At 50.9% G+C, this 14,052-nt stretch carries 16 protein-coding genes; 7 read left to right on the top strand and 9 right to left on the bottom strand.

Annotation, left to right across the window (positions count from 1 at the left end):
- The first annotated feature begins 179 nt into the window (after nucleotides 1–179).
- Nucleotides 180–1,556, top strand: coding sequence for an L-serine ammonia-lyase (locus V7676_RS11900; protein ID WP_335659916.1), 1,377 nt, complete (start codon nucleotides 180–182; stop codon nucleotides 1,554–1,556).
- Between the two features lie 232 nt (nucleotides 1,557–1,788).
- Here the strand turns inward: V7676_RS11900 and V7676_RS11905 are convergent, their stop codons facing one another.
- The 3 genes from V7676_RS11905 to V7676_RS11915 all read right to left on the bottom strand — a co-directional run bounded on the left by V7676_RS11905 (nucleotide 1,789) and on the right by V7676_RS11915 (nucleotide 3,762).
- Complete coding sequence (locus V7676_RS11905) at nucleotides 1,789–2,193, bottom strand: MucR family transcriptional regulator (protein ID WP_335659918.1); 405 nt, start codon at nucleotides 2,191–2,193, stop codon at nucleotides 1,789–1,791.
- 229 nt (nucleotides 2,194–2,422) lie between these two features.
- Entirely contained in the window at nucleotides 2,423–3,055 is a 633-nt protein-coding gene (locus tag V7676_RS11910; protein WP_335659919.1) for a CoA transferase subunit B, read from the bottom strand.
- On the bottom strand, nucleotides 3,052–3,762 hold the full coding sequence (locus tag V7676_RS11915; RefSeq protein WP_335659920.1) for a CoA transferase subunit A: 711 nt from the start codon (nucleotides 3,760–3,762) through the stop codon (nucleotides 3,052–3,054). The genes V7676_RS11910 and V7676_RS11915 overlap by 4 nt, the downstream gene beginning before the upstream one ends.
- 102 nt (nucleotides 3,763–3,864) lie before the next feature.
- On the opposite strand from V7676_RS11915, the gene V7676_RS11920 reads away from it, so the two are divergent.
- A complete protein-coding gene (locus V7676_RS11920; RefSeq protein WP_335659921.1) occupies nucleotides 3,865–4,998 on the top strand; it encodes an esterase-like activity of phytase family protein in 1,134 nt (377 codons plus the stop codon).
- A 21-nt stretch (nucleotides 4,999–5,019) separates the two neighbouring features.
- Here V7676_RS11920 and rpmB read toward each other — a convergent pair whose 3' ends face one another.
- Nucleotides 5,020–5,307: a 50S ribosomal protein L28 gene (gene rpmB, locus V7676_RS11925; protein ID WP_335659923.1), complete on the bottom strand. Its 288-nt coding sequence runs from the start codon at nucleotides 5,305–5,307 to the stop codon at nucleotides 5,020–5,022.
- 197 nt (nucleotides 5,308–5,504) lie between these two features.
- Between rpmB and tadA the strand changes: the two genes are divergently transcribed.
- Complete coding sequence (gene tadA / locus V7676_RS11930) at nucleotides 5,505–5,963, top strand: tRNA adenosine(34) deaminase TadA (RefSeq protein WP_335659924.1); 459 nt, start codon at nucleotides 5,505–5,507, stop codon at nucleotides 5,961–5,963.
- A 12-nt stretch (nucleotides 5,964–5,975) separates the two neighbouring features.
- Here the strand turns inward: tadA and V7676_RS11935 are convergent, their stop codons facing one another.
- Together V7676_RS11935 and V7676_RS11940 are read right to left on the bottom strand one after the other, a co-directional pair.
- Nucleotides 5,976–6,776: a LytR/AlgR family response regulator transcription factor gene (locus V7676_RS11935; RefSeq protein WP_335659925.1), complete on the bottom strand. Its 801-nt coding sequence runs from the start codon at nucleotides 6,774–6,776 to the stop codon at nucleotides 5,976–5,978.
- Nucleotides 6,773–8,002 (bottom strand): sensor histidine kinase, encoded by a 1,230-nt coding sequence (locus tag V7676_RS11940; RefSeq protein ID WP_335660100.1) that lies wholly within the window; start codon nucleotides 8,000–8,002, stop codon nucleotides 6,773–6,775. The genes V7676_RS11935 and V7676_RS11940 overlap by 4 nt, the downstream gene beginning before the upstream one ends.
- A gap of 98 nt (nucleotides 8,003–8,100) precedes the next feature.
- Between V7676_RS11940 and V7676_RS11945 the strand changes: the two genes are divergently transcribed.
- The gene (locus V7676_RS11945) at nucleotides 8,101–8,682 is read left to right on the top strand and encodes an HD domain-containing protein (protein ID WP_335659926.1); all 582 of its coding nucleotides are present in this window, start codon (nucleotides 8,101–8,103) and stop codon (nucleotides 8,680–8,682) included.
- 15 nt (nucleotides 8,683–8,697) lie between these two features.
- Here V7676_RS11945 and V7676_RS11950 read toward each other — a convergent pair whose 3' ends face one another.
- Nucleotides 8,698–9,249, bottom strand: a complete 552-nt coding sequence (locus V7676_RS11950) for a winged helix-turn-helix transcriptional regulator (RefSeq protein ID WP_335659927.1) — start codon at nucleotides 9,247–9,249, stop codon at nucleotides 8,698–8,700.
- Nucleotides 9,250–9,420: 171 nt separating this feature from the next.
- Here V7676_RS11950 and V7676_RS11955 point away from each other — a divergent pair, with 171 nt between their 5' ends.
- Both V7676_RS11955 and V7676_RS11960 read left to right on the top strand, forming a co-directional pair.
- Nucleotides 9,421–9,750, top strand: a complete 330-nt coding sequence (locus V7676_RS11955; RefSeq protein WP_335659928.1) for a CC_3452 family protein — start codon at nucleotides 9,421–9,423, stop codon at nucleotides 9,748–9,750.
- A 172-nt stretch (nucleotides 9,751–9,922) separates the two neighbouring features.
- Nucleotides 9,923–12,013: a RelA/SpoT family protein gene (locus V7676_RS11960; RefSeq protein ID WP_335659929.1), complete on the top strand. Its 2,091-nt coding sequence runs from the start codon at nucleotides 9,923–9,925 to the stop codon at nucleotides 12,011–12,013.
- A 60-nt stretch (nucleotides 12,014–12,073) separates the two neighbouring features.
- Here V7676_RS11960 and V7676_RS11965 read toward each other — a convergent pair whose 3' ends face one another.
- Entirely contained in the window at nucleotides 12,074–12,661 is a 588-nt protein-coding gene (locus V7676_RS11965) for an FKBP-type peptidyl-prolyl cis-trans isomerase (protein ID WP_335659930.1), read from the bottom strand.
- 69 nt (nucleotides 12,662–12,730) lie between these two features.
- Nucleotides 12,731–12,937 carry a 30S ribosomal protein S21 gene (rpsU, locus tag V7676_RS11970; protein ID WP_074204042.1) on the bottom strand — a complete coding sequence of 69 codons (207 nt, stop codon included), beginning with the start codon at nucleotides 12,935–12,937 and terminating at the stop codon, nucleotides 12,731–12,733.
- A 319-nt stretch (nucleotides 12,938–13,256) separates the two neighbouring features.
- On the opposite strand from rpsU, the gene V7676_RS11975 reads away from it, so the two are divergent.
- On the top strand, nucleotides 13,257–14,021 hold the full coding sequence (locus tag V7676_RS11975; protein WP_335659931.1) for a class II aldolase/adducin family protein: 765 nt from the start codon (nucleotides 13,257–13,259) through the stop codon (nucleotides 14,019–14,021).
- The last annotated feature ends 31 nt before the right edge of the window (nucleotides 14,022–14,052 follow it).

A 14,052-nucleotide genomic window follows, 5' to 3' on the forward strand; every position in this document is an offset into this window, starting at 1 on the left:
TCGGCTCACGCTGAAACAATCAAGAGGGGCTGGAAGGAAACTTCCGGCCCTTTTTTGTGCCCCGCATTTAGGGCTGTTACACAGCATATTTCCAAACCAGGTCGACTATGCCATGCAGAGAAAAGCGCAGGTGGCATTAAGAATGCCGAGCGTAAAGGTGGTTCAGGAGAACAGATCATATGGTCGCCAGCACGTTTGAATTGTTTAAAATTGGCGTCGGACCATCCAGTTCCCACACAATGGGACCGATGCTTGCGGCCGCAACGTTTGTGGAGCGCCTCGCCGATCAAGGTCTTTTGCAGCGGGTGACCCGCATGGAGACCAAATTATTTGGCTCGCTTGCGCTCACTGGCAAAGGCCACGCGTCTGATCGTGCAATATTGCTGGGTTTATCTGGCGAGCGACCCGAAAATATCGAACCAGATGCCGCCGATATGTTGGTGGAGCAGATCAGACATAATTCTCGTATCGGTCTCAACGGGTTGCAGGATATCAGTTTTGATGAGGCGACTGATCTCATTTTCGACCAACGTAAACGGCTCGACTTTCACTCTAATGCCATGCGCTTCACCGCCTTTAACGGCGATGATGAGCTGGCAACCCGCGTCTATTATTCGGTGGGCGGCGGCGCGGTATTGGATGAGGACCAAATTGGTGCCAATGATCCGGAAAGCGGCCTGTGGGATGTTCCCCATCCCTTTTGTTCCGGTAACGATCTGCTCGAAATAGCGGCGACCAAGGGCCTGTCTATCGCGGATATTATGCGCAATAATGAACGCGCAGCAAAAACCGATGCAGAAATTGGTGCTGGTATCCGCCAGATTGCCGACGCGATGTCGGCCTGTATTGATCGCGGTATCAAATCGGGCGGAATATTACCCGGCGGATTGGGCGTGAAACGCCGCGCGCCGCTGATCCACGCCCGGTTGATGGAGCGGCAGGAACGGGCGTTGTCCGATCCGCTGACCGTTTTGGATTGGGTGAACCTTTGGGCGCTCGCAGTGAATGAGGAAAATGCGGCAGGCGGCAAAGTGGTCACTGCACCGACCAACGGCGCTGCCGGAATTGTCCCTTCTGTGCTGCGCTTTTATGAGAGATTCTCGCCCAAAGCCGACGATGCCGGGGTCGAGATATTCCTGCTAACAGCCGCTGCCATTGGGTCATTGTTCAAGGAAAATGCTTCTATTTCCGGTGCAGAAGTCGGTTGTCAGGGGGAAGTGGGTGTCGCTTGTTCGATGGCAGCGGCCGGTCTGACGGCAGCTTGGGGCGGGACGCCTTTGCAAGTTGAGAATGCAGCCGAAATAGGGATGGAACATAATCTTGGCCTGACCTGCGATCCGGTCGCGGGGCTGGTCCAAGTGCCCTGTATAGAGCGTAATGCGGTGGGCGCGGTAAAAGCGATAGAGGCCGCACGGCTGGCGATCATGGGGGATGGTACCCACCGCGTCAGCCTGGATGAAGTGATTGAAACAATGCGCAAAACCGGCTTGGATATGAGCGAGCGTTATAAAGAAACATCGCAGGGAGGACTGGCGGTTAATCTGGTCGAATGCTGATTTTTCCGTTCCCTGCCAACAAGAATAATATCATCAAGGACGGCTTGTTCTAGATTGCTTTCTTATCCACGAAGAGACGAGCAATGACCCCTAACCCCGTGTAACAAGCTGTTAACCGGCGGCAATATAGGCAAGCTATAGGTAAAGCTTTAGGCCGCCCCCTAGAAAGGCGGGCGGCCATCACGACATTGTGCTGATCTTGTTACCCGCAAATGAGAGGGTGACTGCCGTTTTATTTACGGCCTAATCCTATTTTGGTAGCCAATCCACTGCGAACCTTGGAATAGTTTGAGGAAACCATTGGATAATCTGCCGGCAACCCCCATTTTGCGCGATATTCCTCTGGCGTCATATTATAGCGGGTCATCAAATGGCGTTTCAGCATCTTGAATTTTTTGCCATCTTCCAGACAGACAAGATGGTCCGGCTTGATCGAATCTTTGATAGAAACAGCGGGCTCTTGTTGCGTGACGGTTGAAGCGGATTTGCCGACCAGTTCCGCCAAAGCGCTGTGAATGCTGTTAATAAGCAACGGCAGGTCTGAAACAGCCACGTTATTATTGTTAACATGTGCCACCACAATTTGTGACGTCAAAGCAATTAGTGTTTCGTCCATATCATTATCGATTTCTGCCATCTGGTCCCCCGACTAAATTTTTTCAAACATCATGTCGTGTTTGAAAAAGTAGAAATTACATCCATTATGGATATAAAAATCTGATGTGCTTCATATCACCATAAATCAAGTGATTTTCGATTATTATATTGAATACGGGATCGGCGAATGCCGATTTTGCCGTTGTTTGACAATATTCTTATATCTAAGAAGCTTTTATACGATCAGGACTAATGTTCATTACGTCGCTTTAAATATAGGAGGCAGTAGTTTTTTCCGCTACTTCATCTGCTGTTACGCCGGGCGCCAATTCTATGAGCTGGAATGGACTGTTATGATCTGAACGGCGGAACACACAGAGATCGGTTATGATCATATCGACAACATTCTTACCCGTTAGCGGCAATGTGCATTCCGGAATAAATTTGGCGCTGCCGTCCTTGGCGCAATGATCCATCACGACGATGATCTTCTTGACGCCTGCAACCAGATCCATGGCACCGCCCATGCCCTTGATCATTTTTCCGGGAATCATCCAGTTGGCAATATCACCATTTTCAGCCACTTCCATGGCCCCCAGAACGGTCAGGTCGATATGCCCACCGCGGATCATGGCAAAGCTATCCGCGCTGCCGAAATAGCTGGTAGATGGCAGCTCGCTTATCGTTTGCTTGCCAGCATTGATTAGGTCGGCGTCAATATCTTCTTCATAGGGAAACGGGCCTATGCCAAGCATACCGTTTTCCGATTGCAACGTCACCTCAACACCTTCGGGAATATTATTGGCGACTAATGTTGGGATTCCGATTCCCAAATTAACATAATAGCCGTCTTTTAGTTCTTTCGCTGCGCGTGCAGCCATTTGATTGCGATCCCAACTCATGCTGCATTCTCCCGTTCCCGCGTCATTCGGGATTCGATTTTTTTGTCATATGGTGAGCCGCAGATGAGCCGCTTCACATAGATGCTCGGCAAGTGGATCGCATCGGGTTCTAATTCCCCGACCTCGACGATTTCTTCCACTTCGGCGATGCAGATTTTTCCTGCTGTTGCCATCGGAGCGTTAAAATTGCGCGCGGTCTTACGGAAAATTAGATTGCCCGCCTTATCGGCTTTCCATCCTTTGATCAGGCATATATCTGCAAATATCCCCCGTTCGAGGATATAATCTTCGCCGTTGAATTCCTTGACTTCTTTGCCCTCGGCTACTTGTGTGCCGACACCGGTTTTGGTGTAGAATCCCGGAATGCCGGCCCCACCAGCGCGGCACCGCTCTGCCAAAGTGCCTTGCGGACAAAATTCGACTTCCAACTCACCAGCCAGATATTGCCGTTCAAATTCCTTATTTTCTCCAACATAGGAAGAGATCATTTTTTTCACTTGCCGGGACCGAAGCAGCTTACCGAGCCCTTCATTGTCTATACCGGCATTGTTCGAGGCTATGGTAAGATCTTTGACACCTGCTTCCTGCAAGGCATCAATCAACCGTTCGGGAATACCGCACAGGCCGAATCCACCCACACATAGGTGCATGCCATCAAATAATATGCCTTCCAGTGCCGACGCGGCATCGGGATAAATCTTCTTCATAAGGAGCCTTTCGGGAGTGATCGGATTTTTTCTAGCGCAACTGCATAGAAGCTGTCTAGAATAGAATATATTTGCCCATATTTATCGGTTATGTCGCGGGATATGATCAGAATATTGGCCAGTCTCTCACTATTTTTCTTCCTGGTTCCGGTAACCTATTTGCACGGCCCGGTGCCCGCGAAGAACGACAGCCAATATATCCGGTGGGAGGCGATCAGTTTTAACTCCGAAGATCCGGCGCGAACGAAAACGGGTCGCCTTGAATTTTTGCAAGGATGGAAACTGACCAGCAAAAATGCTGACTTTGGCGGGGTTTCATCCATGCTAGCCTTGCCGGATGACCGGTTTCTCATGTTAAGCGACGCGGGCGTTCTGATCGGTTTCACGCTTGATCAGAAAAAGGGGCTCGCCAAGCGGCCTTTCATCGCGCCTTTGCCGGATGGGCCGCTGGCCGAGAATAAATATGCCAAGAAAAACTGGGATTCAGAATCGCTCACCCATGATCCCGAGACAGGCCAATATTGGGTGGGGTTTGAGCATCAGCATAGCATATGGCGCTATGGCACCTCCTTTGCGCGCAAAGAGGCAGACCACAAGGTGGCGGCTATGCAGAAATGGCCAATGAACGGAGGTGCTGAGGCGCTGTTGCGTTTGCCAGGGAAGGATGATGAATCCGATCATTTTCTGGTGTTCTCAGAATCTGCTGCATTTGAAAAGGGCGGCAATCAGTTATTGATATTTGATGGTGATCCAACGGAAGCGGATGCGCAGCCCCGGCTGTCCGGATATCGCCCGCCAAAGGGATATGAGATTACCGATGCGACTTTATTGCCCGATGGCAGGGCATTGCTGCTGCATCGCCGATTCACGCCGCTTGAGGGTTTTTCTGCAATCGTCTCAATCGGTGATCTTTCAGAAATTGCGGTGGGTGATGTGTGGACATCCCAGCGGATAGCCTCGTTCAAGCCGCCGATGAAGGTCGATAATATGGAGGCTCTAACGGTCACCGTGGAAGGTGATGATATCATCATCTGGATGGCTTCAGACGATAATTTTAACGTGTTTCAAGAAACAATATTTATGAAGTTCCGATTGCTGCCGGGGCGGCAGAAACGCAAGAAGGTCACGGCAGATAAACCAAATAGCTTGTTACCGAATACAATGGTCCCAAAAGTGACGGCAGCCCCAAAAGCAAAAGCCGAGGCAAGCCCCGGCTTTTCGTCCATTCCAAATTAAAATTACCGTGTTTGCGGTATTTTAAGCAGCAACCTGCTTTTTGGAGATTTCTTTTTTGAGGCGGCGTACACGCAGGCTCAATTTTTCGTCGGATGTTTTCAGCAGCCAGTTATCCAGCCCGCCGACATGTTCGACCGAACGCAAACCATGTGTGGAAACGCGCAATTTCACACCTTTGCCGAGAGCATCGGACAACAGGGTCACGTTTTGCAGGTTCGGCAAAAAGGTTTTCTTGGTACGGTTTTTGGCGTGCGATACGTTATTGCCTACCAGCCGAGTCTTTCCTGTCAGTTCGCAAATCCGCGACATCTTTTCTGTCCAATTTCTTATTAATGAGTGATTCCCGTAGGAAAGACAGCGCAACTAACCGCAAATCGTCTGTCCGTCAAGCGCCGCGCCAAGTTTTACGCGTCCTTTTATCCCAAAAAGCATATCCGCGAATATAAATGGCGTGGCTTGCCGGTTGATCTGGTCATGATTGCCGCTTCGCGCTAATCCCTTGTTCTATGGCCCATAACCCCTTCCATTCCTATATGCCACAGGCATTGCAACTGGCCCGGCAGGCGGCAGAAGCGGGCGAAGTGCCCGTGGGAGCCATTGTCGTTCGGGGCGGAGAGATTATTGGTCGTGGTTATAATCAAACACGTACCGGCAATGATCCCAGCGCCCATGCTGAAATTGTCGCGATTCGCGAAGCGTGCACGGCGTTAAACACAGACCGGCTGGAAGATTGCGATTTGTGGGTGACGCTGGAACCGTGCACCATGTGCGCCGGTGCCATTGCCCATGCGCGAATCAAAAGGCTCTATTATGGGGCAGCAGACCCCAAAGGCGGCGCGGTGGACAGCGGCGTGAATTTCTTCACCGCCGCCACCTGCCACCATGCGCCAGAGGTCTATGCGGGGTTCGACGAAGCCGAATCCGCATTGTTGCTCCGAGATTTTTTCAAAAACCGCCGTGATTAATATATGCCGCGATTAATGGACAAAGCGGGCAACAACATCACGGTAACTGCGGCTCACCTTCACTTGTGCGCCTGACCCAAGCACCAGAAAACATTCTCCATTGGTATGGGGTTTGACTTCGCGGACCTGTCCCAAGTTTACGATGGTCGACCGGTGTACCCGCTGAAAATTGCGGGGATCCAAGCGTTTTTCGAGATCTTTCATCGTTTCGCGCAGGATCAGGCTATTATCGGCGGTATAGATGCACATATAATCGCCGGCCGCGTCGATCCGCTCTATCGTATCCACATCGACCCGGAAAATCTGGCCGCGATCCTTAACGTTGATCAGCTTTTCATAGCGGCTTGCAGCGGCCGGCTCTTCGGCATTTTCCAGATCAGCCATCGCGGCGGGCGCGACTTCGCTGAGCACATGTTTGAGTTTTTCAATTTCTTCTGCCCCGCGTTTTTCAGTGAGGCGGTTGCGTACGCGTTCAATAGCGTCGGCTAATCGGTCGATTTCTACTGGCTTCACCAGATAATCAATAGCTTCGGCTTCAAAAGCCCGGACGGCGTGGTCGGCATAGGCGGTCACGAAAATAAACAATGGGGGCTCAATTTCCATTATACCCTGAACGACGGAAAAACCGTCAAAACCTGGCATCTGGATGTCGAGAAACACCAGATCGGGCTTCAGCGTCTTGATTTTGCGAATCGCTTCGCGGCCGTTGCTGCAGGTATCGATAATTTCGATATCTTCGAATTTTTCGAGACGTATCTGAAGGCCCTGAATGGCGAGTTTTTCGTCGTCGACTAATATCGTTTTTATCGTCATGGATTCATATCCTCTTGGTGCGATGATACCACAGACGGGGCGGTGACGAGACCCCTATGGCTTTTATCGGATGCATGCTCCCCAAATATGGCTTCATTCCTGATTTGGTCTTCTGATGCGCTATCTTGCGCCGCTTCTTTCTCTATCTGTTCGCGTGTTTCAAATGGCAATGCGATGACCACAGAAAAACCGCCTCCTGCTGATGACTTAATCTCAAACTCATGCGCTTCTCCATAAGCTTGGTTTAATCGCTCCTGAATATTTCCCAAACCAACACCGGTAGAATAAGTATTTTTCGGGATCGGACCATTTTTTCCGGGTCCGGTATCTGACACGACAATCTTGACCTTATCATTTTCCAATCGGGCGGACACGGCAATATCGGCGCCCTCTTCCATCGGCGTTACCGCATATTTAATCGCGTTTTCGACCAATGGTTGCAGCAACAGCGACGGCAACAAAGCGTCGCGGACCGCCGGATCAATATCAAAGCTTGGCCGCAATCGTTCTTCGAAGCGCATTTTTTCGATATCGAGATACAGATGTAGCGTTTCAACCTCTTGCGCCAATGTTACCCTGCTATGCACTTCGTTGACCAAGGTATGGCGCAGGAACGACGACAGGCGCGATAACATGGCATTGGCTGGCTCTGTCTGCTTCAGCAGCACCAAGGTGGAAATACTGTTCAGGGTGTTGAACAGGAAATGCGGATTGAGCTGGTAACGCAGCATCGCGAGCTGCGCACGGGTTGCCTGAGTTTCGAGCCGTAATAGCTGATCATTTTGTTCCTGCACCCGCAGGAAAAAATTAATAGCATAATAGAGCGCCGACCATGCGCCGAGCATCGTGAAATCTACGAAGACATAGCCGACAAAAAGGCTGGCAAACCCGCTCTCGATCGTCGGATTTTGGATGATAAAAACCCATGCGTCGATAAATGCAAATATCGCGGTCGCTGCGGACAGGACAATAGTGGTCGTGACCCAGGTAACAATCGGCTTCTGGTGGATAATATTTTTATAGAAAACTGACAAAAGCAGGGAAATCGAATAGCCGGTAATTGTCGAGATGATGATCGGCAAAAGAAAGCTGAGCGGTTGTCCATTGGCGATGCCGGAAATGCCGCGCAGGGCCAATGCACCCGCCCAACCCGCGGATTGCAGGTTCCAGAATGCGCGGTTTTTATTACCAAAAAAAGGTTGTGGGCGAATATCCATGACAGCCATAACCTTGTCTATAGCCTGCCGTTGCCGTTTGGGAAAGAATCGCATATTGTTCGGTCCAGAGAGACGCACATCTAATAAGTGCGAACGAGGAGAGTGATATGGGCGGGCCCACCGAAATACGAGCAAAATTTTCGTCTATGGAAGAGGGCACCCAAGAGGATTGGAACATTATCGGCGGGCATTATATGCCGTTCGCCTCTAAGGTCGCCGACCGGGTGCTTGATCATTTGCGTTTGTTGGATGGGGATTATGGCGGTTTTCCTGTAGATCGGCTCCAACATAGCCTGCAGACGGCAACCCGTGCCCATCGCGACGGACGTCCCGATGATTATGTCGTCATGGCTTTATTGCATGATATTGGCGACACATTATGTACGTTTAATCATCCAGATGTTGCCGCTGCGATTCTAAAACCCTTTGTGAGCGAGAAATTGCGCTGGATCACTGAGCAGCACGGGATTTTCCAAGGTTATTATTTTTTCCACTATCTCGGCCAAGATCGCGACCTGCGGGAGCAATATCGCGGGCATGAACATTTTGAAGATTGTGCCGAATTTTGTGAAAAATATGATCAGACGGCGTTTGACGTAGATTATGACACGGCACCGCTAGAATTTTTCGAACCGATTGTCCGCAAAGTCATGACACAGCCGATAAACAGCATTTATGTAAACGAATAAGTGGAGATTTTCGCTTCAGGCCGCTGAAGATTCTCCAATTTCCTTTAGATTGCGGACCACCATATCGCCGCGGTCAGAACAGCCTTCGCCAGCCGTAGTTTCATGGTTCCGCAGTTCCGTTTCATCAATCCAGCACAGGTCGGCAAGGCCCAATATTCTGTCATCATGCGCGCGTAGTGCGATTCGGCTGATCGGTTGACGATCTCTGGCATCTGCCAATACCGGATTTGACGGCACACCCGTTTCCCATTTTTCGCCCCATTGGCGAATGGCGACGATGACGGGCAACAAATCTGTACCCTTATCGGTCAGGCGATATTCGACTTTGCGCTTGTCATGGTCACAGGGACGGCGGGACATGATGCCGGCTTCCACAAGTCTGGTCAGGCGGTTTGCCAATATATTGCGCGCAATTCCGATTTCCGAAAGAAAATCCTCAAAATGGCGGACGCCATTAAAGGAGCCGCGCAAGATCATGAAGCACCAGCGTTCTCCGATTACTTCCAAAGAAATGGGCAAGGAACAGCCCGATCCGAGTTCTGCAAGGTTTTCCGTCAATTTATCCATTCACTTTACCTAGACCAGTTTTGAGCAATCCCAAAAAAAAATATAAGTTTTAGGTTGCAACTTAAAACCCATTAAATTAAGTACCGTTTTGCAACCTAAATTGCAAGCCGATTCTTCCTCCCCGGGACGTCGGCGCAAACAAAGGTCAGATTGACCCGAAAGGAAAAGAAGATGATTATCTCCGAAAGTCCATTGCGCAACATATTCCTGCTATTCGTTGCCATTTTTACGACCGCAGTTATTTTTACCGCCAGCGGTGCTAATGCGCGAAGCGTACCCGTCGCCTATTCGGTTAAATTACAACAACCGGTAGAGCCATCCAAACATATTATCAAAGGCACGGTGATGCACTGCGCTGGAACTGAATGCAAAGGCGGTAAAAGTGGTTCATCCGTCAAAACAATATGCGCCAAATTATCTCGCGAAGTTGGTCCGATCGCTTCGTTTTCTTACAAAGGCGAAGCGATGGATGATGATGCACTGGCCAAGTGCAACGGATGAAGATGTGCCGATAAATTATTATTAAGACCGGCCTTTCTATCCCCGTACGGCCACGCAAATGGCCCGGCCGGTCACACTCAGGCGTTGGAGTCTTGCTTTCCACCCTCGAAGGCATTGGCTTCAACGCTATTTTTTTGTTGCTCCTGCACGGAAAGCCAGACAGTTTGGGTCGGTGTTAAGGCAATATGAACTTGTGGAGCGGGTGCGCAGCTATGATCCGGAGGCGGATGAGGATCTGATCAACCGTGCTTATGTGTTTTCTGTGCAGAGGCACGGAAGTCAGAAGCGCGCTAGCGGGGATCCTTATTTTAGCCATCCGATCGAGGTCGCAGGGCTCATGACCGACCTGAAGCTGGATCAGCAGACCATTGTGACGGCCCTGCTGCATGATACGGTAGAAGACACGCTGACCACCATTGAAGAGATTGAAAAGCTGTTCGGGGCCGATGTCGCCCGGCTGGTCGATGGCGTGACCAAGCTGTCCAAGATCGAAGCGCAGACCGATAATGAGCGTGCGGCGGAGAATCTACGCAAATTTCTCCTCGCTATGTCGGATGATATCCGGGTGCTTTTGGTTAAATTGGCCGACCGTTTGCATAATATGCGAACGCTGCACTTCATCAAAAGCGAAGAAAAGCGTCAACGCATCGCCCATGAGACGATGGATATTTATGCGCCGCTGGCCGAGCGAATCGGCATGTATGAATATATGCGCGAGATGCAGCTATTGGCCTTCAAGCATCTGGAGCCGGAAGCTTATGAAACAATCAACCGGCGATTAGAGGCGATCAAGGCCGGTGATGAGGGGCAGGTGGACAAAATCGCCCGGTCTCTGGAAAAGGCACTGGCATCCGGCGGGCTGGCCGCAGAGGTTAGCGGACGGGAAAAACATCCCTATTCGATCTGGCGCAAAATGCAGGAGCGCCATGTCAGTTTTGAGCAGCTGACTGACATTATGGCGTTTCGGGTGATCACCGATAATAGCGCGGAATGTTATCGCGCGCTGGGCATATTGCATCAAAAGTGGAAAATGGTGCCGGGCCGGTTCAAAGATTATATCTCGACGCCCAAACGCAACGGCTATCAATCTCTCCACAGTACGATCATGCACGGCAATAATATGCGGGTGGAGGTGCAGATTCGGTCCGAACGCATGCACCGCGACAATGAGCATGGTCTGGCTGCCCACTGGGCCTATAAACAAGGCGGCGGTCCGGATGGACAGGCAGGGTGGATCCGTGATCTTATCGAAATTCTCGAACATGCTGAAGATGCCGAAGAATTGCTCGAAAATACGCGGCTCGCCATGTATCAGGACCGGATATTTGCGTTCACGCCCAAGGGCACTTTGTTACAAATGCCGAGGGGATCAACAACGATCGACTTTGCCTATGCAGTGCATACCGATCTGGGAAATCAGGCCGTCGGGGCCAAGGTTAATGGTCGCCATGTTCCGCTCCGTACACAGCTCAACAATGGCGATGTTGTAGAGATATTGAAATCAGATGGGCAGGAACCCCAGTCGGGTTGGCTGTCCTTTGTCATATCGGGCAAGGCCCGCGCTGCGATCCGCCGCTTCGTGCGCCACAAGGAGCGCGACGAGATTGTCGAGATCGGTACGAAGCTTTTTGACGAGATTGTAGAGCGTTTGCCCGGCAAGATCGGAAAAAAAGCCATGAAGGCCGCGTTAAAACGTCTTGATATGGAAGATGATGACGCGTTGATGATCGCCATTGGTACGCGGGCGCTCAGTGACCGCGAACTGATGGAAGCGCTGATGCCCGGCAGCGTCCACGATAATGATGATGACCGCCAATGGCCGGAACAGGACCGCGCAGTCTCGATCAAGGGCCTGACACCTGGTGTCGCCTTTGACCTTGCCGACTGTTGCCATCCGGTTCCCGGCGACCGCATCGTCGGACTACGCCGCAGCGGGGCGAATGTCGAAGTGCATGCCATTGACTGCTTGAAACTGGCCGATGGTATTGACGCTGACTGGGTAGACCTCAGCTGGGGCACAGAAACCGATGGCGCGGCGGCGCGTCTAATGGTGGTGGTTCACAACAAGCCGGGTACTTTGGCGGAAATGGCGGGGATTTTTGGTTTTCACAATGCCAATATCTTACGTCTGCGCATGACCAATCGCGATGCGCCTTTTCACACCTATGAGGTTGATCTGGAAGTACATAACGTCCACCACCTGATGCGGATATTATCCGCACTCAGGGCTTCAGAAGCAGTGGCGCAAGCCGAACGGCTCTAATATTGAGATTGGCAAAGCTGCGGCATAGTTGATGCAACGCATGTTTTTACCGAGTGGAGATTATTGACCCGGAGCGCCGGCAGGTGGTCCGCCGGGTATGCCGCCTTGTTGCTGCATTTGTTGTTGCAGCGCCTGCATCTGCTCCTCGGAGATAAAGTCGAGCAGGGTGACATCAAAAATCAATATCGAATTGGCAGGCAGCTCAGGGCTGGGAGATTGTTCGCCATAGCCCAGTTCAGAAGGTATCCAAATCCGGTATTCGCCGCCTTTTTGCATCAACTGCAGGGCTTCGGAAAAACCGGGGACAACGCCGCCGACCGGCATTGGTGTTTGTTCGTTTTCGTCAAACACATTGCCGTCACGGGTTTGGCCAACATATTTGACCAGAGCTGTATCCGTGGCGGTTGGTGACGGGCCTTCACCCGGCTTCAGCACTTTAATCTGAAGTCCGGAGGCTTTTGTTTCAACGCCATCTGCCGAGGCATTGACCGCTAGAAAATCCTCGTTCGAAGCGCCCGTGGTTACTGCATCATGCGTACCGGCAAAAGCCAGCGCAGCCGCTACGGCCAATATCAAAGCAAGTCCGACCCATAATTTGGTCAGAGATCCTTTTTTGATTGGCCGGATGGGAACAGAGGTTACGGACATATCGGACTACCTATTCAGTGAAAGCCTGTATTGATCCCAAAGGGGACCAGAACCGGAAAGCAGGCGGACTTAAATCGTTCCGTCGCGTTCCATGCGCTTACGCTCCATCTTGCGGGCGCGGCGAACAGCAGCAGCTTTTTCACGAGCACGCTTTTCAGAAGGCTTTTCGTAATGCCGGCGCAATTTCATTTCGCGATAAACGCCTTCACGCTGCAATTTCTTTTTGAGCGCCCGAAGGGCTTGATCAACATTATTGTCGCGAACCATGATTTGCATAAGACTGAGTAACTCCGTTCAAAATTCTATATCTATATTCAGCGGAAAAACCGCCTTGGACCGGGTAAATTCATAACCGGCCGAAATATCATTAAGCCATAAAAAAGGGTTTGCAGATGATTCGTTCAGCTGCAGTTGAAGCGCGCCTAACAGGCTAATGCACCGATTTCAAGCATTTCCGACTCAACTATGGGGCTTTTTTACCCTTATGCGAGCCTTAATAAGCGCCGGATTCACGGGATGAAAGCCTTTTGATTATCATTCTGGCTTGTGGCATATCGGTTTCAAAGTGCAATTGAACCGAATCAGGAGAGATGGAATGGCAACTGCGATCAATGTCCAATCGAGCTGTAGTGCAGAGGAATGGAAGGTGCGGCAACGGCTTGCTGCCTGCTATCGGATATTTGCATATCTTGGCTGGGATGAAATGATTTTCAATCATATCACATTGAAAATACCAGGTGAGGATGATGCCTTTCTAATTAACCCCTATGGTCTGCATTTTAGCGAAGTGACCGCCTCGAATTTGGTGAAAATCGATATTGAAGGTAATACGCTGGATGGCTCGACCTTTCCCGTGAACAAAGCCGGCTTTACGCAGCATAGCCTGTTCCATCGTGAGCTGCCGGATGTGCATGCGATCATTCATACCCATACAACAGCGACTATGGCGGTGGCATCGCTAGAGGGCGGATTGCGACCGATAAATTTCTACGCGGCGGCAGTTGTACCGCGGCTTGCTTATCATAAATTTGAAGGCGTCACGGTACATGCCGAAGAAGGCCCCCGGTTCTTAGCCAGCCTGGGCAAGAAACGTATGATGCTGCTGGAAAATCATGGCCCGGTGGTGATGGGCCGGACCTTGGAGGAAGCGTTCCTCAACCACTGGGTGTTGCAACGCGCCTGTGAAATCCAGATGCAGACGCTGGCCATGGGCAAGCCGGTGATGATTGATGAAGAGGTGATCAAAAAGCATTTGGCAAATTTGTCGCAGACGTCGATTGATCCTGCCATTCAGGGCATTCCCGAATTTGATGCGATGGTGCGTTTGATCGACCGGGAAGACAAAAGCTGGCGGGAATAGAAAAAGGCCGTTAGGTGATGGACAAAGCTGA

The organism is Parasphingorhabdus sp. (genome assembly GCF_036963805.1).
In the GTDB taxonomy this organism is placed as follows: Bacteria; Pseudomonadota; Alphaproteobacteria; order Sphingomonadales; family Sphingomonadaceae; genus Parasphingorhabdus.